Raw genomic sequence first — 21,671 nt, forward strand, 5'->3', positions numbered from 1 at the left:
TCACGCTGATGCCCCTCCAATCACAGGTGATGCCCCTCCAATCACGAATGATGCCCCTCGCGGAAGGTGCGGGCCGCCCAGAAGGAGCCGGCCAGCGCGGCCGCCGCCGCGATCAGCAGTGCCACCGGGAGGGACCAGCCGAGCGGGCGGGCCAGCGCCAGCGCGCGGGTCGCGTCGATCGCGTACGTCAGCGGGTTCACCGCCGAGACCGCGCGGACCCACGGCGGCATCGTGTCCAGGGGCATGTACGCGCTCGACGAGAACATCAGCGGGAACATCACCACGAACGACGCCGCCTGGAGCGTCTCCGCCTTGCGCAGCCACGTCGTGATCGCCACGAACACCCAGCTCAGGCACCAGCCGACCACCAACGTCAGCACCAGCGCCAAGCCCAGGCCCGCCACCCCGCCCGCCGGGCGGAAGCCCAGGAAGACCACGCTCGCCACGGCCGTCACCACCAGCTGGACGCCCAGCCGCGCGGAGTCCGCCAACGTGCGGGCCACCAGGACCGAGAACAGCGAGATCGGCAGGCAGCGCAGCCGTCCGGTGAAGCCGCCGTAGATCTCCGCCAGCAGGCCCGCGCCCGAGCTCATCGCCGTCGTCATGGCGATGTTGACCAGCGTGGCCGGCACCAGGAAGTTCACGTAACCCTGGTACGCCGCGACACCCGGCAGAGCGCCGACGCCGCTGAACACCTGGCTGAACAGCAACAGCAGCACCACCGGCTGCAACAGGCCGAAGAAGACCAGCCGGCGGTCGCCGAACGCCGTGCGCAGCGAACGCGCGGTCAGGACCCGGACCTGCGTCCAGAAACCGGGTTCCGGCCAGGCCGCCGGGTCGCCGAGCGCGGTGACGGCCGCTCGGTGCCGGGACTGGGTCACGACGCTGTCCGGTGCAGTGACAGGTAGACGTCGTCGAGCGTCGGCTCGGTCACCGTCAGGTCCCGCAGCGGCGCGCCCGCCGCCTCGAGCGCGCGGACCACCACCGGGATGTCACCCGGGCCGGACAACGGCACGGTGAGCACCAGCGCGGCCCGGCCGGGCGCGAGACCCAGGCGCGCCAACGCGTGCACCGCGCGCTGCAACGCCAGCTCGGTGCCGAACGTCAGCGTCGCCGTGCGGGTGCCGAGCCGGGCCTTCAGCTGCGCCGGCGTCCCCGACACGGTGATGCGCCCGAAGCCGAGGACGACGACATGGTCGGCCAGCCGGTCCGCCTCCTCGAGGTACTGGGTGGTGAGCACGACGGTGGTGCCGCGGGCGGCCAGGCCCTCGACGATCGTCCACAACCCGGCCCGGCTCACCGGGTCGAGCCCGGTCGTCGGCTCGTCGAGGAACAGCACCTGTGGTGCGCCGACGAGGCCCGCGGCCAGGTCCAGCCGCCGCCGCATGCCGCCGGAATACGTCCCTGCCGGGCGGTCGGCCGCGTCTTCGAGGCCGAAGGCCGCGATCAGCTCGGTGGCCCTGGCAAGCGCCTGCCGTGGCCGGGCGCCCAGCAGCCGGGCGATCAGCACGAGGTTCCCGCGGCCGGACAGGGCGTCGTCGACCGCGGCGAACTGCCCGGTCACGCCGATCCGCCGCCGGACCGCGCGGCCGCGCTGCACGACGTCGTAGCCGCAGACCCGGGCGGTGCCCGCGCTCGGCCGGACGCGCGTGCTGAGGATGTCGATCAGCGTGGTCTTCCCGGCGCCGTTGTGGCCGAGGACCGCCAGCACCGCGCCACGGGCGACGGTGAGGCTGATCCCGGCGAGCGCGGTGACTTCGCCGTACTGTTTCGCGAGGTCCGTCACGGCGATGACCGGCTGGGACATGGCCGCTCCTTTCCTTGCCCCGGAAAAGGTATCGGGAGCTGTCGTCGCGATCAAGAAGATCGCCGTCATCCGCCGGGCGCGTGACAATTTTTACGGAATCGGATAGCACCCACGTGACAAGCGCTGACCTGCGTGACTCTTCCAGGAGGGGGCGATCCCCCGTGTGTGACAAAGAATGGGAAGCGGCTTGTTCACCCGGAAACACGGAGGTAGCTTTGCCGAAATTCCCCCATTTCCCGAGGTGACGACCCGTGAAGTTTTCGTGGAAGTCGAGAAAGCCCGCCTTCGGCCTGGCCGCCGTGACCGCCGCCGGGGTCGCGGCGGTCGTCGCGCTCGTCGGGGCGGGTCCGACCCAGGCCGCGCCGGTGAGCTTGACGCTGAACTACAACTGCCCGTTCCCGCTGATCGGCGACCAGGTCCTGGCGGTGAAGATCGACACGAACCTGCCCGACAACGCCGTCGCGGGTGCCGCGTCCACCCCGATCACCTTCGACGTCGACGTCACCGTGCCGGAGACCGCCACCGAGGGCCTCGCCCTGGTCGGCGCCACTTCGCTGGACGGCTCGGCGAAGGCCGCGGCCGTGCTCAAGTACCCGGTCGACAAGACCCTGAACCTGAACCTGCCGCTCACGATCCCCTCGACGCCGGTGCCGCCGTCGGGCGCGTTCCACGTCAAGAGCAGCGGCAAGGCGCCGGCGGTGACGTTCCCCAGCCCTGGCACCGCGTCGGTGACGGTCGGCAACTTCAGCACCACGATGACCCCGCGCACCGCGGACGGCCAGCCGACCGACCTCGGCACGTTCACGTCGGACTGCGTCGTGGTCCCGGGCCAGAACCAGCAGCTGGGCACGTTCGAGATCAAGCCGGCGGGCGGCACGACCACGCCGACCACTCCGACGACCCCCACGACCCCCACGACGGAGCCGACCACCCCGACGACCGAGCCGACGACTCCGACGACCGAGCCGACGACTCCCACGACGGAACCGACGACTCCGACCACGGAACCCACAACCCCCACCACCGAGCCGACGACCCCGACCACCGAACCCACAACCCCGACCACGGAACCGACGACTCCCACCACCGAGCCGACGACTTCCACGACGGAACCGACCACGCCCACGACGGAGCCGACGACTCCCACCACCGAGCCGACGACCCCGACCACGGAACCGACGACCCCGACCACGGAGCCGACGACCCCGACCACGGAGCCGACGACCCCGACCACGGAGCCGACCACCCCGACGACCGAGCCGACGACGCCGACGACCCAGCCGACCACCCCACCGGGCAGCATCGACGTCAAATACTCCGTGCAGGGCAAATCGGTCCTCAAGCAGCTGCACGCCACACTGCCCCTCGGCCCGGGCACCCTGGACGCCAAGCTCGACGCGGCCTCCGGCAAGTTCGGCGCCCAGCTCGCGCTGCCGAAGTCGGACGTCCACTTCCGCGTCCTGGGTTTCATCCCGGCGTCCGCGACCGTGAAGCTCAACCAGGTCGGCGCGATCACCGGCACGCTCACCGCCGGCGCGGTCAAGGCGAACGCCCAGGTCGACGTCCAGCTCACCAAGGTCCGCGTGTTCGGCTTCCCGATCCTGTCGTCGAAGTCGTGCCACACGGTCGAACCCGCCGCCGTGCCGCTGACGTCGGCACCCGGCTTCGACCCGCTCAAGGGCGGCAAGCTGACCGCGACCTACGGCATCCCGCGGTTCACCGGCTGCGGCTTCCTGACCGGCCTGATCACCGGTATCACCTCCGGCCCCGGCAACAAGCTGGACGTCACCCTCACCAAGAAGTGAACTCGATGACGCTGACCCGATTCGCGCTGCCGCTCGTGCTGGCAGTGGCCGCGTTCTCGCTCGGTGCCGCGGAAGCCGCGCCGGGCGAGAACGCACCGCCACCACCACAAGCGGCCGCCACGCAGATCCCCTTCGGCTTCACCCTCGGGGACGCGCAGCAGCCGACCACGAGCCACGTGGCCAAGCTCGGGTCCGACATCGCCTTCCCGCCGGGCACCTTCGACGGCTTCCTCGGCGGTCTCACGAACACCGTGCCGATCACCGGCAAGCTGACCATCCCGCCTGCGAACGGCTACTTCGTCGCGTTCCGGTTCATGCCGACTACCGGCCGGGTCGAGATCGTCCCGGACGGCGACGCGTCCGGCACGGCCACCGTGCGCACGGGCAAGGACAAGGACTGCAAGGCCACGCAGACCAACATCTGCGCCGACACCGACGTCACCGCCAAGGTCTTCATCAAGCTCTCGGACGTCAAGGTGGACGGCAAGCCCCTCGACGTCGGCCCGGGCTGCCGGACCGCCCAGCCCGCGGCGGTGAACATCAAGGCGCTGGTGCCGATTTCCCCACCGGCGCCGCCGGTCAAGGTGACGTCGACCTTCACCACGCCGCCGTTCGCCGGGTGCGTCGGGCACGAGGACGTCAGCCGGCTGCTCACCGGCCTGGTTTCCGGGCCCGGCAACACCTTCGTCTCGAACCTCCAGCTGCGCTGCTTCAGCACCGGGTGCAAGCCATGACGATCCAGGTGCGGCAGCGAGCGGCCAACGGCCTGCGCGAGTTCGGCCGGATGTGCGCGATGGGTCTCGATGTCCTCGTCGCCATGCTCCGCCGCCCGTACCAGGTGCGGGAGTTCGTCCAGCAGTTCTGGTTCATCGCCAGCGTGTCCATCACGCCGGCCATCCTGGTGTCCATCCCGTTCGGCGCGGTGATCTCGCTGCAGCTCGGCTCGCTCACCAGCCAGATCGGCGCCCAGCAGTTCAACGGCGCGGCGAGCGTGCTGGCCGTCGTGCAGCAGGCCAGCCCGATCGTGACGACGCTGATCATCGCCGGCGCGGGCGGCAGCGCCATCTGCGCCGACCTCGGCGCGCGCAGCATCCGCGAGGAGATCGCCGCGATGGAGGTGCTCGGCGTCTCGCCGATCCACCGGCTGGTCGTGCCGCGCGTGCAGGCCGCCGTTGGCGTGTCCGTGCTGCTCAACGGCCTGGTCAGCGTGGTCGGCGTGCTCGGCGGCTACTTCTTCACCGTGATCGTCCAGGGCGGCACGCCCGGCGCGTACCTGGCCAGTTTCAACGCCCTCGCGCAGCTGCCCGACCTCGTCGTCAGCTCGATCAAGGCCGTCATCTTCGGCTTCCTCGCCGGCGTCGTCGCGGCCTACCGCGGCCTGAACCCGAAGGGCGGCCCCAAGGGCGTCGGCGACGTCGTCAACCAGTCCGTCGTCATCACGTTCCTGCTGCTGTTCTTCGTCAACACCGTGCTCACCGCGCTGTACCTGCAGCTCGTCCCCGCGAAGGGAACCTGAGTGGCCATCCTCGGCAAACCCGGCGACCGGCTGTTCGACCTCGGCGACCAGCTGCTCTTCTACGTCCGCGCGCTCGCGGCCGTCCCGCTGGCCGTGACGCGTTACTTCCGCGAAGTCGTGCGCCTGCTGGCCGAAGTGACGTTCGGCAGCGGTGCCCTCGCGGTGATCGGCGGCACGATCGGCGTGATGGTTGGGCTGTGCGTGTTCACCGGCGTCACCGTGGGCCTGCAGGGCTTCAGCGCGCTGAACCAGATCAACATCTCGGCGATGACCGGGTTCCTGACGGCGTACTTCAACACGCGCGAGATCGCGCCGCTGGTGGCGGGGCTCGCGCTGTCGTCCACTGTGGGCAGTGGGTTCACCGCGCAGCTCGGCGCGATGCGCATCTCCGAAGAGATCGACGCGCTGGAGGTGATGGCCGTGCGGAGCATGCCGTACCTGGTCACCACCCGGATCGTGGCCGGGTTCGTCGCGATCATCCCGCTGTACGTCATCGGCCTGCTGATCTCCTACCTCGGTTCGCGGCTCACCACGGTCGTCTTCTTCGGACAGTCCGGCGGTACCTACGACCACTACTTCACGCTGTTCCTGCCACCCGGCGACGTGCTGTGGTCGTTCGGCAAGGTGCTCGTCTTCAGCGTCGGCGTGATCCTGACGCACTGCTTCTACGGCTACCGCGCGAGCGGCGGTCCGGCCGGGGTCGGCGTGGCGGTCGGCCGGGCCGTGCGGACGTCGATCGTGCTGATCAGCGTGCTCGACCTGTTCCTTTCCCTCGCCATCTGGGGCGCGACGACCACGGTGAAGGTGTCCGGATGAGCCGCTTCCGCACGCAGCTCGCCGGGGTCGCCTTCCTCGGCGTGCTCGTCCTGCTCGGATGGCTCGCCGTGGCCATCTACGACAAGGACTTCGACGACGCCGAGCTGGTGACGCTGCGGGCGGACCGCGTCGGCAACCAGCTCGCGCCGACCGCGGAGGTCAAGGTCAGGGGTGTCCCGTTCGGGGAGGTCCGGGCGGTGCGCAGCACGCGCGCGGGCGCCGAGATCGACCTCGCGCTCGACCCGGCGAAGATCGGCCTGCTGCCGGGGAACGTGTCCGCGCGGCTGCTGCCGAAGACGGTGTTCGGCGAGCGGTACGTCAACCTCGTGCTGCCGGACAGTCCACAAGGGAAACTTCGCGGCGGCGCCGTGATCGCTCAGGACCGTTCGGCCAACGCCATCGAGCTGGAACGCGTGCTCGGCGACCTGCTGCCGCTGCTGCGCGCGGTCCAGCCGCAGAAGCTGAACAGCTCGCTGGGCGCGATCTCCCAAGCCCTCGACAACCGCGGAAAGCCGCTGGGCGAGAGCATCGTCCAGCTGCAGGACCTCCTCGGCCGGCTGAACCCGCTGATGCCGCAGTTCAAGGCCGACATCACCGGGCTGGCGAACACTGCCGACGTCTACACGGGAGCAGCACCGGACATCCTCCAGGCGCTGAGCGACCTGTCGACGACCGCGAGGACCATTGTGGACACCCGAGCCGACCTCGGCAACCTCTACACGAGCGTCACGAGCGCCACCGGGCACCTGAACGAGTTCCTGCGGAAGAACAAGGACAACCTCATCGGCGTCTCGGCGGCGAGCCGGCCGACGCTGGAGCTGCTGGCACGGTACTCACCGGAGTTCCCGTGCCTGTTCGACGCGGTCAACCGGCTCAAGCCGCTGATGGAGAAGGCCCTCGGCAAGGGCACGAACGAGCCCGGCCTGCACGTGACGCTCACCGTCCAGGACCCGCGCGAGAAGTACGTCCCCGGCCGCGACACCCCGCGGTTCGACGCCACTGGCGGCCCGAAGTGCTACGGCGGCGGCGCGGCGGCGGCCGCCGATGGTGACCTGGGGCCCGCGAATTCGCTCGGCGAACGGCGGCTGGTCGCGGAGCTGCTGCGTCCGGAGCTGGGTGACGTTCCGGACTGGAGCAGTGTCCTCATCGGACCGGCGTTGCGCGGGACGGAGGTGACCGTCCGATGAGGAGCGTCGCCGGACCTGCCGTCAAGGGCCTCGTCTTCTTCCTGGTCACCGCGGCCGCGACCGCCGTGCTCGCGATCACGATCGCCAACTCGAACGTCGGCGCGACGATCGGCTACACCGCCCGCTTCACCGACGCGACCTCGGTCAACCCCGGCGACGAGGTGCGGATGGCCGGGGTCCGGATCGGCCAGGTGGACTCCGTGCGGGTCGTCGAACGCCGGCTCGCCGACGTCGGGTTCTCGGTCGGCCGCACGCACCGGCTCACGGCGTCGGCCTCGGTCACCATCCGCTACCGCAACCTGGTCGGCCAGCGGTACCTCGCGATCGACCCCGGCGCCACCGACACGTCACCGACGCTGGCCGAAGGCGCGCAGATCCCGCTCGAACGCACCAAGCCGGCACTCGACCTGACCGCGCTGTTCAACGGCTTCAAGCCGCTCTTCCAGGCGCTGTCGCCGAACGACGTCAACCAGCTGTCGTTCGAAATCATCCAGGTCCTGCAGGGGGAGGGCAGCACGATCGAGAGCCTGCTGCGGCACACCGCGTCGCTCACCGCCACCCTCGCCGGGAAGGACGCGCTGATCGGCCAGGTGATCGGCAACCTCAACACCGTGCTCGACACGCTGAACGCCCAGGGCGACCAGTTCGACACGCTCGTCGACACCACCGCCCAGCTGGTCACCGGCCTCGCGGCGGACGCCCAGCCGATCGGGCAGGCCATCGGCGGCCTCGGCGAGCTGACCACGGCGACCGCCGGGCTGCTCGAACAGGGCCGTCAGCCGCTCAAGGACAGCATCACCGCGCTCGGCGACCTGTCGAAGAACCTGGCCGGCAACACCCCGGTGTTCCAGCAGTTCCTCGACAACCTGCCGAAGAAGCTCGACCGGATCGGCACGCTCTTCTCCTACGGCTCGTGGGCCAACTTCTACCTGTGCGCGGTGGAGACCGACGCGAAACCGGCGCCGGGCGGCCCGCCCCCGGGCATTCCCGTGACGGCTGCGAGGTGCCGGTGAAACCCTTCCGCAGCCGCAACCCGATCGCCGTCGGCGCGGCGACCGCACTGGTCATGGCCCTGGCCGGCAGTGCCACGTTCTTCTCCGACGACCTGCCGCTCATCGGCGGCGGCACCACGTACAAGGCCGAGTTCCACGAGGCCGCCGGCCTGAAGCCGAACGACGAGGTCCGCGTCGCCGGCGTCAAGGTCGGCGAGGTCACCGACGTGCGGCTGGCCGGCGACCACGTCGAGGTGCTGTTCCGCGTCCGCGACACCTGGGTCGGCAACCGGACGACGGCGGCGATCAAGATCAAGACGCTGCTCGGTCAGAAGAACCTGGTGCTCGACCCGGTCGGCAACGCCGAACTCGACCCGGACCAGGCGATCCCGGCCGAGCGCACCAGCTCGCCCTACGACGTCACCACGGTGTTCAACGACCTGGCGAGCACGGTCGGGGCGATCGACACCGACCAGCTCGCGCAGGCGTTCCGCGTGCTGTCCGACACGCTCGGCGCGTCGGCACCGAGCGACGTGCGCACCGCGTTCGAGGGCATCGCCGCCCTGTCGCAAACGCTGGCGTCCCGGGACGAGGAACTGGTCAAGCTGTTCCGGAACACCAACCAGGTCTCGAAGACGCTCGGCGAGCGCTCCGGCCAGATCCAGGCGCTGATCCGCGACGGCAACACGCTGCTCACCGAGCTGAACGCGCGCAAGGACGCCATCGCGAAGCTGTTCACCGGCATCAAGAACCTCTCGATCCAGCTGCGCGGGCTCGTCGCGGAGAACCAGAAGACACTCGGCCCGGCGCTCGACCAGCTCGACCGCGTGGCGACCGTGCTGCAGCGCAACCAGGGGAAGCTCGAAGACAGCCTCCGCCTGGCCGGGCCGTTCTACCGGCTGCTCGGCAACGCCGTCGGCAACGGCCGGTGGATCGACACCTACATCTGCGGGCTGATCCCGACCGGCAGCACCCCGGGCAGCTGCCGGCCACCGAAGAACGGGGGACGCTGATGGCCCACCAGCTCACCGACCTGGGCGCGCGGGCACGCCGCCGGACACGGATGCGGGCGCTCACGCTCGGCGTCGTGCTCGCGCTCGGGGTCACGGCCGCCTGGCCGGTGGTGACCGCGCCGGCCGAGCGGACGCTGACCGCGTACTTCACCGCCGCCGTCGGCATCTACCCGAACTCGGACGTCCGCGTCCTCGGCGTCGCCATCGGCTCGGTGTCCGCAGTGGAGCCGAACGGCACCGACGTCAAGGTGACCATGACGCTGCGGCCCGGCGTGGCGCTGCCCGCGGACGCCGGGGCCGTCGTCATCACGCCGAGCCTGGTCGCCGACCGGTACGTGCAGCTCACGCCCGTCTACCGCGGCGGGCCGCAGCTGGCCGACGGCGCGTCGATCCCGCGGGAACGCACCGCGACGCCGGTCGAGGTCGACGACCTGCTGCACAGCCTCAACCAGTTGATGTCCGCGCTCGGGCCGCAGGGTGCCAACAAGGACGGCGCGGTCAGCGAGGTCCTGACCCGCTCGGCGGACTACCTGAACGGCACCGGGCAGACCATCGGCCAGGCGATCGAGAACCTCGGCGAGTTCGCGCGCACGGCGAGCGACTCGAAGGACGACCTGTTCGCGTCGGTCGACAACATCAGCAAGTTCACCGCGATGCTCGCCGCCAACGACGGCCAGGTCAAGCAGGCCATCTCGCAGATCGCGGCGCTGAGCGAGGTGCTGGCCGGCCAGCGCGACCAGTTCTCCGGCGCGTTGACCGAGCTGACCCAGGCGCTGAGCGTCGTGCAGGGGTTCATCAAGGACAACCGCGGCAAGGTGCAGTCCGATGTGGACAAGCTGGCCGACGTCACGAAGGTGCTCGTGAACCAGAAGGACTCCCTCGCCGAAGCCCTCACCGCGGCCCCGAACGCCCTGACGAACCTCCTGGGTGCCTACGACCAGGCGAACGGGACGATCGACGGCCGCGGCAACCTCCTCGAGTTCGCGGAGCCGAAATGAAGGCACTGGTCAAGCTCACCGCGGTGGTGGCCCTCGCGCTGGTCACCACCGGCTGCGGCAGCGGCGTGAGCGTCTACGACATCCCGCTGCCGGGCGGCGCCGCGCTCGGCGACCACCCGATCCACGTGACCGCGAGCTTCACGAACGTGCTGGACCTGGTGCCGCAGTCCGGGGTCAAGGTCAACGACGTCCCGGTCGGGCAGGTCGTCAAGGTCGAGCTGGCGCCCGGCGGGCACAGCGCGGTCGTCGAGCTGCTGCTCAACGGCGACGTCGACCTGCCGGGCAACGCCGTCGCCCGGCTGCGGCAGGCGAGCATCCTGGGTGAGAAGTTCGTCGAGCTGGCCCCGCCCGGCGACGCGACGCCGTCCGGCCGGCTGCTCGACGGTGCCACCATCCCGCTCGACCGGTCCACGTTGACGCCCGAGATCGAGGAGGTCTTCGGGGCGCTGTCCCTGCTGCTCAACGGCGGTGGCGTGGCGCAGGTGCAGAACATCAGCCGTGAGCTGAACGACGCCCTCGGCGGTCGCGAAACGGCGGCACGTTCGCTGTTGTCCGATCTGGACACCTTCGTGCGGGGGCTCGACGAGCACCGGAACGAGATCACCCGGGCCATCGAGAGCGTCGACAAGCTCGCGGCCACGCTGAACGCGCACACCGACCGGATCACGACCACGCTGAACGGCCTCACGCCCGGCATCGGCGTCCTCAACCAGCAGCGGGAAGCGCTCGTCGGGATGCTCAAGTCCCTGGACGGGCTGACCTCGGTCGCCGTCGACACGGTGAACCGCAGCAAGGACGACCTCGTCGCCGACCTGCGCGCACTGGAGCCGGTGCTGCGCCGGCTGGCCGACTCGGGCGACAAGCTGCCGAAGGCGATGGAGATGATCTTCACCTTCCCGTTCCCGGACGCCGCCCTGGACACCATCCGCGGCGACTACCTCAACGGGTTCCTGAAAGCGGGCCGCTGATGCTGACCCGGTTCGTGCGCGTGCAGGTGACGGTCTTCGTCGTCATCGCGGTCGTCGGCGTGGCCTACGTCGGGGCCACCTACGCGGGCCTCGACAAGGTGTTCTTCGACCGCGGCTACACCGTGACGGCCCGGTTCCCGACCGGCGGCGGCATCTTCACGAACGCCGAGGTCACCTACCGCGGGGTGCCGATCGGCCGCGTCGGCGAGTTGCGGCTCACCCCGGCCGGGATGGAAGCCGACCTCGAGATCGATTCCGGCACCGCACCCGTCCCGGCCGACACCGAAGCCGTCGTCGCGGACCGGTCGGCCGTCGGCGAGCAGTACGTCGACCTGCGGCCGCGGGTGGACGGCGGCCCCAAGCTGCACGACGGCTCGGTCATCACCCAGGCCGACACGAAGATCCCGCTGCCGGTCGACGTCGTCTTGTCGACAGTGGACTCGTTCGCCAATTCGGTGCCCAAGCCCGCGCTGCGGACGGTCGTCGACGAGCTGTACAACGCGACGTCCGACGCCGGCCCGGCGCTGGACCAGCTCGTCGGCCGCGGCATCGAGTTCGTGCAGGCGGCGAGCGCGCACGTCGCGCCGCTGACCCGGTTCGTCACCGACGCGCACACGGTGCTCGACACGCAGGTGCAGCAGGCCGGCGCGATCCGCGAGTTCGGCGCGAACGCGAAGCTGCTGGCCTCGACGTTGAAGCAGTCCGACGGCGACCTGCGCACGCTGATCCCGGCGGTGCCCGCGGCCGCGAACGAGGTCAGCGCGCTGCTCCGCGACGCCGGCCCGAACCTGGGCGTGCTGCTGGCGAACCTGCTGACCACCGCGGACGTGCTGGAAGCGCGGCAGGACGGGCTCCGTCAGCTGCTGATCACCGCGCCGCAGGCGGTCGCCGCGGCCGGCGCGATCGTGCGGCCCGACGGCGTCCACATCGGACTGTCGCTGACATTCTTCGACCCGCCGCCGTGCACCACCGGGTACCCGGCGCCGTACCGCGACGGCCTCGACACGTCGGTCCGCCCGCTGAACACGGCCGCGCGCTGTGCGCTGCCGAAGGGCGACCCGACGAACGTGCGCGGTTCGCAGAACGCACCGGGAGGACGGCCGTGAGGGTGCTTGCGTGGGTGGCCGCGGTCTTGGCGACCGTCGCGGCCGGCTGGTCGGGTTACACCTGGTGGCAGGCGGCACACGACGACGGCGTCGCCCGCGCGGTCGTCCGGGAAGAGGCGCTGCGGGCGGGCCGGACGGCGGTCGCCGGGCTGACCACTTTGGACTACCGGCAGGCCGCGCCCGGGTACCAGCACTGGCTGGACCTCTCCGGCGGCGCGTTGCACGACGAGCTGGCGGCCGACCGGCAGGGGAGCCTCGACCGGATCGCCCAGGCGAAGACCGTCACCACCGGCAAGGTGACCGACGCGGCGGTGACCGAAGTGGACACCGGCGCGGGCACGGCGAAGCTGATCGCTTCGGTCGAGCTGGTGGTGGCCCCGGACGGCGGCGAGGCCGTGACGAAACGCAACCGGTTCCAGGCCGACCTGACGCGCGGGCCGGGCGGCTGGCGCGTCACCGGCCTTGGGCAGGTTCCGGTAGGGGAGGCACCATGACGGTCCCGACGAAGAAGCGAGCGGTGAAGGTCGCCGGCCGCCACCACGGCTCTCGTGAGTGGCAATTAGGGTTAGAACCCGAATTACCACTCACGACGACCGGGCCACGGCGGCGGGCGACGGCGGTGCTCGCGGTCGTGGCCGTGCTGATGGCCGGTCTCGCGGTGTGGTTCACGCTCGAAGCGCGGAGCACGAACGCCGTCGTCGCGCACAACAGCGCGCTGTCCGACGTGGCCGGCACCGCGGAGGCCGCGAAGCAGGTCAGTGCGGCGCTCGGCACGGTGTTTTCCTACCGCTACGACGATCCGGCGGCGAGTTCGCAGGCAGCCCGGGACGTCTTGACCGGGCCGGCGCTCGCGCAGTACGAGCAGCTCTTCGGGCAGGTCCGGAAGCTTGCCGTCGAGCAGAAGCTCGTGGTCACGTCCACCGCCGTCGCTTCGGGTGTGAAGCTCCTGGACGGCGACCGCGCGGCGCTGCTGGTGTTCCTCGACCAGACCGGCACCCGAGGCGACGGGCAGCGCAGCACCGGTGCCGCCCAGCTGAGCGTCACGGCCGAACGCGTCGCCGGGAAGTGGCGCGTCACCGGGATGGCCGCCGCCTGATGGCCACGACCGGGCCGGTGGAGCGGGCGCTGTCACCGGGCGTCCCGTTCGCCACGTCGTCGTTCGAGGTGACGTGGCCGGAGGTGCCGCTGCCGCCGGTCGCCGCGCACGGGCCGGGCGCGTGGCTGCTGCTCACCGACGAGCACCCGGCGGCGCTCGGCCGGGCCGTCGCGCTGGCACTGGCGCTGGCCGCGGCGGGGGACGAGGCGCTTTCGCTGCCGCGCGACGACCTCGACGAGCTGCCCGGGTTCCTGGCCGAACGGCCGGTGCGCGGGGTCGTCTTCCTCGCCGGGTCGCCGTACGCCTACCACGATCCGGAGGCCGCGCGGGAGCTGCTGCGCGCGCTGCTGTCGGTGGTCGCCCGGCTCGGTTCCGGCGTCCGGTTCCACGTGTGCACGCAGTCGGGCGGCGAGCCGGGGCTGGTGTTCCTGCGCGGGCTGGTGCGGGTGCTCGCGGTCGAGCGGCCGTCGCTGCGGGCAAGCCTGGTCGACTTCGACGCGCGGTCCGATGTGGACGTCCTGGTCCGCGAGCTGCGTTCGGACGCACCGGACGACGAAGTGCGCTGGCGGCACGACGTCCGCCACGCGGCCCGGCTGGCCCGCGTGCCGTTCGCCGTCGAGGTCCCGACCGGGCCGGGCGCGTACGTCGTCACCGGCGGCCTGGGACCCGCGACCGCCCGGTGGCTGGCGGCCGCCGGAGCCACTCGGATCGTCCTTTGTGGACGCGACGCCGTGGCGGACGCCGTGGTGGTCCCGGGGAACATCGCCGAGCCCGGCGTCGCGGAGCGGCTGGTGGCGGCCGCCACGGCGGGTGGCTTGCCGCTGCGGGGGATCGTGCACGCGCCCTTCTCCGACTGGCAGCGCGGAGTGCACGGCGCACGACGGCTGCACGAGGCAACCGCGGACTGCCCGCCGGACTGGTGGCTGCTGTGCACGTCGGCCACGGCGTTGTTCGGCGCCCCGGGCGGCATCACCCGCGCAACGGCGGACGCGTGGCTGGAAGCGTTCGCCGCCTGGCGCCGCACCCGCGGCCTCCCCGCGACGATCGTCCGGCTCGGCCCACCCCACCTGCCGGACCTCTCCCGCCCCTACTTCACGACCCTCTGACCCGTGATGCCCCTCTGATCACGCGTGATGCCTCTCTGATCACACGAGATGCCCCTTCCCGCACACCGGCTGCCCGGGCGGGAAGGGGCATCATCCGTGATTGAGCGGGCATCACGCGTGATTGAAGGGGCATCACACGTGATTGGGGAGTCGACACGGCGTCAGGGGAGGGTGGCGCGGAGGGCGAGGATCATCTCGAAGCGGTCGTCCGGGTTGCGGAGGTGGTCGGCGAAGAGGGTCTCCAACTCCTGGGCGCGGGCGCGGACCGTCTGGGGGTGGATCGCGAGGCGCTCGGCGACTTCGCGGACGTTGCCGCACGTCTCCAGCCACGCCAGCAACGTGCCCGCGAGCCGGTTGTACTGCTTCGGGGTCAACGCTGTCAGCGGCGCCAGACGACGGCGGGACACCTCGGTCACCAGGAACGGCTCCTTGCGCAGCCACAGTGTCGCGAGGTGGTCTTCGCACCAGGTCAGCGGCTCGTCCGGGAGGACTTCCGCCGTCACCAGCCGCAACGCCTCCTGCGCCGTCGCCAGCGACCGGCCCGCCTGACGCGGCGGGACCGGCGGGCCCACCGCCGCCCGGTGGCCGGCCAGGGCCGCCGTCAGCGCGCGCCGGTCCGCGGGGGCCGGCAGCAACAACCGCGGGGTGCCGTCCTCGAGGTCTTCCAGCGCGTTGAGCCCGGTGACGTCGGCGGGCCCGTCGAGCGCCACCGCGACGAGCCGGTGCGGCAGCGGCCACTCCGCCGCCGTCGCGGCTTCCTGCACCGTCCGTGACGGCGCCGGCGGGTCGGCCAGCAGCAGGTCCAGCAGGCGTCGCCGCCGTCGTTCCAACGCGCCCGCCGCCCGCGCCTGGGCCGCCGCGTGCCCCTCGATCGACAGCGCGGACAGCTCGTCGATGTAGGCGAAGATCGCTTCGGCCAGCAGGCACAGCGTCGCCGACGGGACGCCCGCGCGCGTCCCCACCTCCGCCATCCGCCGCCACGTCACCCGCGCGCCGACCCGGTAGGCGGCCTGCAGGACGTCGAGGTTGCGGCCCTGCGCGAGCTCGTGCACGCCGAGCCCGACGAACACCTGGCGCCGCTCGTCCGGCACCGGCCCCGAGGCGGCGATCCGGTCGATGAACTGCAGGATCGCCGCCTGGACGCCGGCCCGCAGCGCCTTGCCGAACGCGCCGTCGAGGGGCCGCGCGTAGTCCGGGATCGTCCGCTGGATCTCGCGCAGCACCTCGTCGGCGACGTCGAGGAGCCGCGGCCGGAACACCGCGGCCAGCTCGCGGGGGAGCATGGCCCACAGCTGTCCCGGCCGTCCGTCGCCGCTCAGCATCGGCCCGAAGGCCGTCTCGACGGGCGATCCCGTCATGCCTCACCTCGTCGTTGAAGGGAGTCAGGAACCGAGCAGTGCCTCCGCCCGCAACGCGATCTCCATGTCGAGCCGGTCGTCGGCGTTGTTGAGCCGGTCGCCGAACAGATCGATGAGCTGGTGCATGCGGTACCGGACGGTCTGCGGGTGCACCTTGAGCTTCTTCGCGATTTCGGGCGCGCTGCCGCGGGACTGCAGCCAGATCAGCAGTGTCTCGCCGAGCCGCGCCCGCTGTTTCGGCGTGAGGTCGTTGAACGGCTGCAGGCTGCGTGCGCAGAGTTCGCGGACGAGGAACTCGTCGGCGAGCAGCCACAGCGTGGACAGGTGATCGGTGCAGCGCGTCACCGGCGCGTCCGGCAGGACGCCGCGCTGGAGCAGCTTCAGCGTGCGGCGGGCCCAGAGCAGCGACCGCGGCGCGTCGGTGAGCCGCACGGCCGGGCCGATCACCGCGCGCCAGCCCGGCAGCCGCTCGGCGAGGTTCCGCAGGTGCCGGTCCGGGTCGCCGGTGACCAGGCACGGCTCGCTGCCCTCGAGGTCGACGAGGACGTCGGAATGCAGGTCGGGCGCGGCGAGACTGTGCTGGTCGGCGCGGGGTTCGAGGGCGACGACGGTGACCTCGGCCGGCAGCGGCCACTGCGCCGTGGCGGCCTGCGCGGTGATGGTCTGCGGCGCGGACGGCGGGTCGGCGAGCAGCAGTTCCAGCAGCCGTCTCCGGCGGCGCGCCCGGGTGCCGGCCGCGCGCGTCTGCGCCGCCGTGTAGCCCTCGATCGAGAGCGCCGAGATCTCGTCGACGTAGGCGAAGATGGCTTCGGCGCTCGTGCACAGCGTGTCCGCGGAGACGCCGGCGGCCTGCCCGAACTCGCTGATGTGCCGCCACGCGACGCGCCCGCCGACCCGGTAGGCCGTCTGCAGGCAGTCGAGGCTGCGGCCCTCGTTGAACTCGATCTTGCCGAGGTTGCGGAACACGGTCGTCCACGTCTCGAGCGGCACGGCACCGGGGGTGCCGACACTGTCGAGGCACTGGATGATCGATTGCCGGACACCCTGCGTGATGATGTGCCCGAACGCGCCTTCGAGCGGCTGGCGGTACTCGGGCACCGCCCGCTGCACCTCCTGCAGGATGGCGCGGGCGAGCGGGTCGACCCGCGGCTTGAAGCGGATCGCCAGCTCGCGGGGCAGGGAAGCCCACAGCCCGATCGCGCCGGAAGCGCGGCCGTGCCGGGGATCCGCCGGGGTGCGCGGGGCGGGCGGGTAGGCGGGCCGGGGCCGGTCGGCCGACACGGACTGCTGCCGGTAGGCCGGTCCGGGAGTGCGCTCGCCGGGGTTCGGCCGACCGGCCCGCAGGGCGGTGACGGCGAATCCGGTGTCCACGTCGGTCATGTGTTTTATCCTTGCTGGCAACAAAATCGGCCTCGTCGGCGGGGACGCCGATCCGGTTTTTGTGGCTCAGGCAACATAATTTCGCGCGATCGGCACTGTCAACGGGTTCTCCGCTGACTTTGCGGTAACCCGTCCGGACTACACCCGAACGGGTGGAACGGCGCGAGAGGACGTGACACTTCCGGTGCGCCCGGGTGGTGCGCGCGTGACAACTTTTCCGGCGGGCCTGGCGGCGGGTTGTCAGCCGCGTGACGGACGCTGTCTCGTGCGGGAGGGGCCTGGGGTGGCGTCGCGTGGAAAGTGTTTCACGTTTTCCGGCGCGGTCAAGCGGCCGTCCGGCGGGGCGGGGGTCCTTTTCTCGCGGACACCCGTGACAAGAAGGATTGCGGAAAGGTGGCGGCGCGTGCGGGTTTTGGCGGCGTCACCGGGAATGCGTATCGACATTCCGGCGGTATCCGGTAATCCTCGGAGGCATGGTCGCAATGACGCACCGGACGTGCTGATGTCCTGCCGCGCGAGTTTCCATTTCGTTCACCTGGGGCCACCGCGCTCGTGGCGGGGACGCCGGTCCTGGCGGCGCGTGCTGCCGATGCCGGTCCGCGTGCTCGACCGGGTGCGTGAGCCGGTCCCGAGCGCCCCAATGTGGCCTTCGGTGCGTTGAGCGCACCCAATGTGGCCTTCGGTGCGTTGGACGCAACCAAGGCCACATTGGGGCGCTGGTGAGCCGCGGGGCGCCGGGCCGGTCAGGGCTCCGGTGGCCGGTGGGCGCGCATCAGGCGTTGCGCGCGCAGGGCCAGCTGCATGCCCAGCCGGTCGTCCGCGTCCTTCAGCCGGTCTCCGAACAGCTCCTCCAGCTGACGCAGGCGATTGCGGACCGTCTGCGGGTGCACGCCCAGCCGCTGCGCGATCTCCGGCGCGCCGCCGCGGGTCTCCAGCCAGGCCAGGAGGGTTTCGCTCAGCCGGTCGCGCTGCTTCTCGCCCAGCGACTCGAACGGGTCCAGGCTCTGGCGGGCGAGCTCGGCCGCCAGGAAGTCCTCGGCCAGCAGCCAGAGCGTCGCCAGGTGGTCGCGGCACCAGATGATCGGGCCGGGGACGTCCGGTCCGGACAGCAGCAGCGCCCGCCGCGCCGTGCGCAACGCCGCCGGGGCGTCGGCCAGCGGGACCGTCGGGGAGACCGCCGCGCGCCAGCCGTCGAGCTTGGCCGCCAATGGCGCGAGCTCGGCGTCCGGGTCGCGGGTCAGCAGGTACGGCTGCGGGCCGTCGAGGTCGGCCAGGACGCCGTCGCCGAGCAGGTCGGCGGGGAAGTCCGCGGCGTCCGGGCCGCGTTCGAGCGCCACCATCGCCGCGGTCTCCGGCAGTGGCCAGCCCGCGCCGCCCGCCAGGCCGGCGATGCTGCTCGCCGCGCCTTCCGGGGCGCCGGCGATCAGCTCCAGCAGCCGCCTCCGGCGGACCGGGACGGCGCCCTCGGCCTCGGCCTGCGCCTCCTGGTAGCCCTCGATCGCGGTCGCGCACAGCTCGTCGACGTAGGCGAAGATGGCCTCCGCGGCGACCGAGATGACGGCCGGGTCGACCCCGGCGGCGACCACCGCGGGGTGCATGGCCCGCCACGCCACCCTGGCCCCGATCGTCGCGCTGTCCTGCAACGCGTCGAGGTTGCGGCCTTCGGTGAACTCGATCCGGCCGCGGCCGCGGTAGAACTCGACCCAGTGCCCGTGCGACAGCGACGGCTCGCCCATCGAATCGACGCAGTGCTGCACCGCGAACTCGACGCTCTTCACCAGCACCTTGCCGAACACGCCCTTGAGCGGCTGCCCGTAGGCCGGGACCGTGCGCTGCACCTCCTGGATCATCGAGGCCGCCGCGTGCCCGACGTGCGGGCGCAGGCCCGCGCCCAGCGCGCGCGGCAGCGAGGCCAGCAGGCGAAAGCTGCGGTACTCGACCACGAATCCCCCTTCGAGTGCGTGTGCGGCGAGCGTATCGGACGCATGTGTGACTGAAAAATCAACGATCCGTTCCCGGAAAGGGTGACGCTGACACGTCCTTTTGACACGGACGGGTGCGCGTTCTACGCTCCGTGGCAGATGGTGGGGTATTTCCGCGGTGCCAATTCCCGAGTGGAGGACTGAATTCCCCATGCGCGGTTCCGCTGCCTCGGACAGCTCCGTGTGGTCCCGGCTGCCGCACGCGCTCGGGGTCGCGGTGCGCCCGCGGATCCCGGAGATCGCCCGGGCCTGCGTCGACGCGATCGCCGCCGAGATTCCGGAATATTCCGCGAGATTCGGCGGCGGCCCCGGCCGCGCGACCGCGATCGAGCTGGCGCGGCGCGGGATCGAGCGTGACGTCGACCGCGTCGGCACGCCCGCGCTGTGGCAGGCCGACCGGCTGGCCGAGTTCCGCGGCCACGGACGCGAAGCGTTCCACAATGGCCTCAGCCGCGAGGCCGTGCAGGCGACAGTGCGCGTGTCGAGCCGGGTCACCTGGCGGTGGATCGCCGACATCGCGCGGGAAGCGGGTCTGTCCGGCGACGTCCTCTACGGCGCCGCCGAAGGGATGTTCGCCGACGTCGAGACGTCGATGGCGGCCGTCGCCGAGGGGTACAGCGCCGCCGAGGCCGCGGTGTCCGGCACCGGCGAACGGCACCGCCGCCTGCTGCGCGCCCTCCTCGGCGGCCGCACGCCGGCCGATGTGGACGGTCTGCTCGCGGCGTCCGGGCTGCCGGTGCCCGAGCGGGTGGCCGCGGTGGCGTTCCGGGCGCTGCCGGGTGCCCCGGAGTTCCCGCCCGGCCTGCTCCCGGAGCACGTCCCGGCCGACCCGGCCGGCGACCCGCCGGCCGCGCTGACGCCGGCCCCGGACATCGACCTGATCGACCTGACGGGCCTGCCACCGGGCTGGACGGCGGCGGTCGGCCCGCTGGTCCCGGTGGCCGAGGCAGCCGAGTCGTTCCGGATCGCCCGCCGCGCGGTCGACCTGGCCGCCCGCGGTCTCCTCGACGCCCCGGGCCCGGTGATCTGGTGCCGCGACCACGTGACGACGCTCCTGCTGCTCGCGGACGAGTTCCTGGTCGCCCAGCTGGCCTCGACGACGCTGGCGCCGCTGTCCGGACTGACCGGACGCCGCCGCGAGCAGCTGGCCGAGACGCTCCTGGCCCTGGTCCGGACCCGCGGCAGCGCACCCGAGCTGGGACGCCTGCTCGACCTGCACCCGCAGACGATCCGGGCGCGGCTCAAGAAGCTGGCGGAGTTGTTCGGGGCGAGGCTGGACGATCCGGCGGAGCGGTTGCGGCTGGAGCTGGCGTTGCTGGCGGAGCGCGCCCTGCCGGGCCAAGGCTGACCGCCTTCTCCGGAAACGCCCGCGAAGGACCCCGCTCCGGCTTTAGGCTGCCCGACATGACCGGATTGCTCACCGAGCGGCTGCGGCAAGCCTGCGACAACGCCGTCGCCATGTGGACCACCCTCGCCCGGGCCCGCGGTGACGACGTGCTCGAGCACCCCGCGTTCACCGCGATCGACGGCCGTCGCTACCGGATCATGCTGCGGACCGGCACCCCCGGCGACGCCGCCGCCCGGGAGCTGACCGCGCTCGCCGGAAAGCGCCGGGACGAGGGGCGGGCCGTCGTCGTCGAGGATCCCTTCCGGGTGCTCGACCTGACGGACCTCGGGATGACCGCCGGGCAACTGCCGGTCATGGCCCGCGAGCCCGGCGCCACGCCCGAAAGCCCGGCCGACGTCGAACGCGTCACCACCCCCGCCGAGCTGGCCGGGGCCGAGGACATGGTCGTCCACGGCTTCCCGCTCGAGGAGTACCAGCCCCACCGGCCCGGCACCGTCTTCCCGCCCGAGCTCCTCGACCGGGCCACCGCGTTCTTCCGCAAGGGCGACCAGGGCGCCTGCCTGACCATGGCCCACGGCGGCGTCGGCGGCGTCTACTGGGTGACGACCATGCCCGAGCACCGTTCCCAGGGCGTCGGGCGCGCGCTGATGTACGCGGTGCTACGGCACTTCGACGACGTGCCCGTCACGCTGACCGCCTCGCGCTCCGGCCGGCCGCTCTACGAGAAGCTCGGCTTCGCCAACCTCGGTGACGCGAACTGGTGGCGCTGACGGGAACACCCACCGGCGGTACCCGAACCAGCGGAACACCGTCCCCGCGAGGGTGCCCAGCAGCATCCCGGCGACGAAGTCGGCGATTTCCTGCGTCAGGTACCCGACGTGCGGCACCGCCAAGTGCAGCACGTACCGCGACACCAGCGCGGGCACCAGGTTCACGGCCACCGCGCCCGCGTTGACGGCGAAGAACAGCGTCGCCTCGCGCAGCTGCCGGTGCTTGCCGCGTCCCGCGAACGACCAGCGCCGGGACAGCAGGTACGCGAACGCCGTCGAGACGATCGTGGCGATCGCGAGGGCCGTCACGGGCTTGTCCCGGAACACGGTGAGCTTCAGGCTGTAGTCGCCCAGTAGGGTGACCCCGTACGCGGCCAAGCCGACGACGGTGAACCGGAACAGCTCGGGCATGGTTCCTCCAGG

Annotated in this window: 21 protein-coding genes; 15 read left to right on the forward strand and 6 right to left on the reverse strand. The window is 71.8% G+C overall.

Translation table 11 applies throughout. The features are described 5' to 3' along the window. Positions 1-41 precede the first annotated feature (41 nt). The gene (locus tag I4Q55_RS27855; RefSeq protein WP_206791721.1) at positions 42-881 is read right to left on the reverse strand and encodes an ABC transporter permease; all 840 of its coding nucleotides are present in this window, start codon (positions 879-881) and stop codon (positions 42-44) included. Further along, positions 878-1,807 (reverse strand): ATP-binding cassette domain-containing protein, encoded by a 930-nt coding sequence (locus I4Q55_RS27860; protein WP_206791722.1) that lies wholly within the window; start codon positions 1,805-1,807, stop codon positions 878-880. Before I4Q55_RS27860 ends, I4Q55_RS27855 begins: the two co-directional genes overlap by 4 nt. A gap of 251 nt (positions 1,808-2,058) precedes the next feature. Between I4Q55_RS27860 and I4Q55_RS50245 the strand changes: the two genes are divergently transcribed. Genes I4Q55_RS50245 through I4Q55_RS27925 form a run of 13 tightly spaced genes read left to right on the forward strand, consistent with a single transcriptional unit; the run spans position 2,059 to position 14,410 of the window. Next, positions 2,059-3,612 carry a DUF6801 domain-containing protein gene (locus I4Q55_RS50245; RefSeq protein ID WP_206791724.1) on the forward strand — a complete coding sequence of 518 codons (1,554 nt, stop codon included), beginning with the start codon at positions 2,059-2,061 and terminating at the stop codon, positions 3,610-3,612. A 5-nt stretch (positions 3,613-3,617) separates the two neighbouring features. Then, positions 3,618-4,346, forward strand: a complete 729-nt coding sequence (locus I4Q55_RS27870) for a hypothetical protein (protein ID WP_206791725.1) — start codon at positions 3,618-3,620, stop codon at positions 4,344-4,346. Further along, entirely contained in the window at positions 4,343-5,128 is a 786-nt protein-coding gene (locus tag I4Q55_RS27875) for an ABC transporter permease (protein WP_206791726.1), read from the forward strand. Before I4Q55_RS27870 ends, I4Q55_RS27875 begins: the two co-directional genes overlap by 4 nt. Next, complete coding sequence (locus I4Q55_RS27880; RefSeq protein WP_206791727.1) at positions 5,129-5,944, forward strand: ABC transporter permease; 816 nt, start codon at positions 5,129-5,131, stop codon at positions 5,942-5,944. Beyond that, the gene (locus tag I4Q55_RS27885; protein ID WP_206791728.1) at positions 5,941-7,131 is read left to right on the forward strand and encodes an MCE family protein; all 1,191 of its coding nucleotides are present in this window, start codon (positions 5,941-5,943) and stop codon (positions 7,129-7,131) included. Before I4Q55_RS27880 ends, I4Q55_RS27885 begins: the two co-directional genes overlap by 4 nt. Continuing rightward, a complete protein-coding gene (locus I4Q55_RS27890; RefSeq protein ID WP_206791729.1) occupies positions 7,128-8,144 on the forward strand; it encodes an MCE family protein in 1,017 nt (338 codons plus the stop codon). The genes I4Q55_RS27885 and I4Q55_RS27890 overlap by 4 nt, the downstream gene beginning before the upstream one ends. Next, the gene (locus tag I4Q55_RS27895; RefSeq protein WP_206791730.1) at positions 8,141-9,136 is read left to right on the forward strand and encodes an MCE family protein; all 996 of its coding nucleotides are present in this window, start codon (positions 8,141-8,143) and stop codon (positions 9,134-9,136) included. Before I4Q55_RS27890 ends, I4Q55_RS27895 begins: the two co-directional genes overlap by 4 nt. After that, entirely contained in the window at positions 9,136-10,134 is a 999-nt protein-coding gene (locus I4Q55_RS27900; protein WP_206791732.1) for an MCE family protein, read from the forward strand. The genes I4Q55_RS27895 and I4Q55_RS27900 overlap by 1 nt, the downstream gene beginning before the upstream one ends. Then, positions 10,131-11,102: an MCE family protein gene (locus tag I4Q55_RS27905; RefSeq protein WP_206791733.1), complete on the forward strand. Its 972-nt coding sequence runs from the start codon at positions 10,131-10,133 to the stop codon at positions 11,100-11,102. The genes I4Q55_RS27900 and I4Q55_RS27905 overlap by 4 nt, the downstream gene beginning before the upstream one ends. Then, entirely contained in the window at positions 11,102-12,208 is a 1,107-nt protein-coding gene (locus I4Q55_RS27910; RefSeq protein WP_206791734.1) for an MCE family protein, read from the forward strand. Before I4Q55_RS27905 ends, I4Q55_RS27910 begins: the two co-directional genes overlap by 1 nt. After that, entirely contained in the window at positions 12,205-12,702 is a 498-nt protein-coding gene (locus I4Q55_RS27915; RefSeq protein ID WP_206791735.1) for a hypothetical protein, read from the forward strand. The genes I4Q55_RS27910 and I4Q55_RS27915 overlap by 4 nt, the downstream gene beginning before the upstream one ends. Then, positions 12,699-13,304 (forward strand): hypothetical protein, encoded by a 606-nt coding sequence (locus tag I4Q55_RS27920; protein WP_206791736.1) that lies wholly within the window; start codon positions 12,699-12,701, stop codon positions 13,302-13,304. Before I4Q55_RS27915 ends, I4Q55_RS27920 begins: the two co-directional genes overlap by 4 nt. Further along, entirely contained in the window at positions 13,304-14,410 is a 1,107-nt protein-coding gene (locus tag I4Q55_RS27925; protein ID WP_206791737.1) for a KR domain-containing protein, read from the forward strand. The genes I4Q55_RS27920 and I4Q55_RS27925 overlap by 1 nt, the downstream gene beginning before the upstream one ends. A 161-nt stretch (positions 14,411-14,571) precedes the next feature. Here I4Q55_RS27925 and I4Q55_RS27930 read toward each other — a convergent pair whose 3' ends face one another. The 3 genes from I4Q55_RS27930 to I4Q55_RS27940 form a co-directional block, all read right to left on the reverse strand. Next, complete coding sequence (locus I4Q55_RS27930; RefSeq protein ID WP_206791738.1) at positions 14,572-15,768, reverse strand: helix-turn-helix domain-containing protein; 1,197 nt, start codon at positions 15,766-15,768, stop codon at positions 14,572-14,574. 24 nt (positions 15,769-15,792) lie between these two features. Continuing rightward, the gene (locus I4Q55_RS27935) at positions 15,793-17,148 is read right to left on the reverse strand and encodes a helix-turn-helix domain-containing protein (protein ID WP_206791739.1); all 1,356 of its coding nucleotides are present in this window, start codon (positions 17,146-17,148) and stop codon (positions 15,793-15,795) included. A gap of 743 nt (positions 17,149-17,891) precedes the next feature. Beyond that, positions 17,892-19,091: a helix-turn-helix domain-containing protein gene (locus I4Q55_RS27940; RefSeq protein ID WP_206791740.1), complete on the reverse strand. Its 1,200-nt coding sequence runs from the start codon at positions 19,089-19,091 to the stop codon at positions 17,892-17,894. Between the two features lie 190 nt (positions 19,092-19,281). Between I4Q55_RS27940 and I4Q55_RS27945 the strand changes: the two genes are divergently transcribed. Beyond that, positions 19,282-20,478 carry a helix-turn-helix domain-containing protein gene (locus I4Q55_RS27945; RefSeq protein WP_206791742.1) on the forward strand — a complete coding sequence of 399 codons (1,197 nt, stop codon included), beginning with the start codon at positions 19,282-19,284 and terminating at the stop codon, positions 20,476-20,478. Positions 20,479-20,534: 56 nt separating this feature from the next. Continuing rightward, entirely contained in the window at positions 20,535-21,248 is a 714-nt protein-coding gene (locus I4Q55_RS27950; protein WP_206791744.1) for a GNAT family N-acetyltransferase, read from the forward strand. Here the strand turns inward: I4Q55_RS27950 and I4Q55_RS27955 are convergent. Further along, positions 21,138-21,659, reverse strand: a complete 522-nt coding sequence (locus tag I4Q55_RS27955; protein ID WP_206791745.1) for a GtrA family protein — start codon at positions 21,657-21,659, stop codon at positions 21,138-21,140. The genes I4Q55_RS27950 and I4Q55_RS27955 overlap by 111 nt on opposite strands. Between the last annotated feature and the right edge of the window lie 12 nt (positions 21,660-21,671).

Origin of the sequence: Amycolatopsis sp. MtRt-6 (genome assembly GCF_017308975.1) — a bacterium.
Lineage (GTDB): Bacteria > Actinomycetota > Actinomycetes > Mycobacteriales > Pseudonocardiaceae > Amycolatopsis.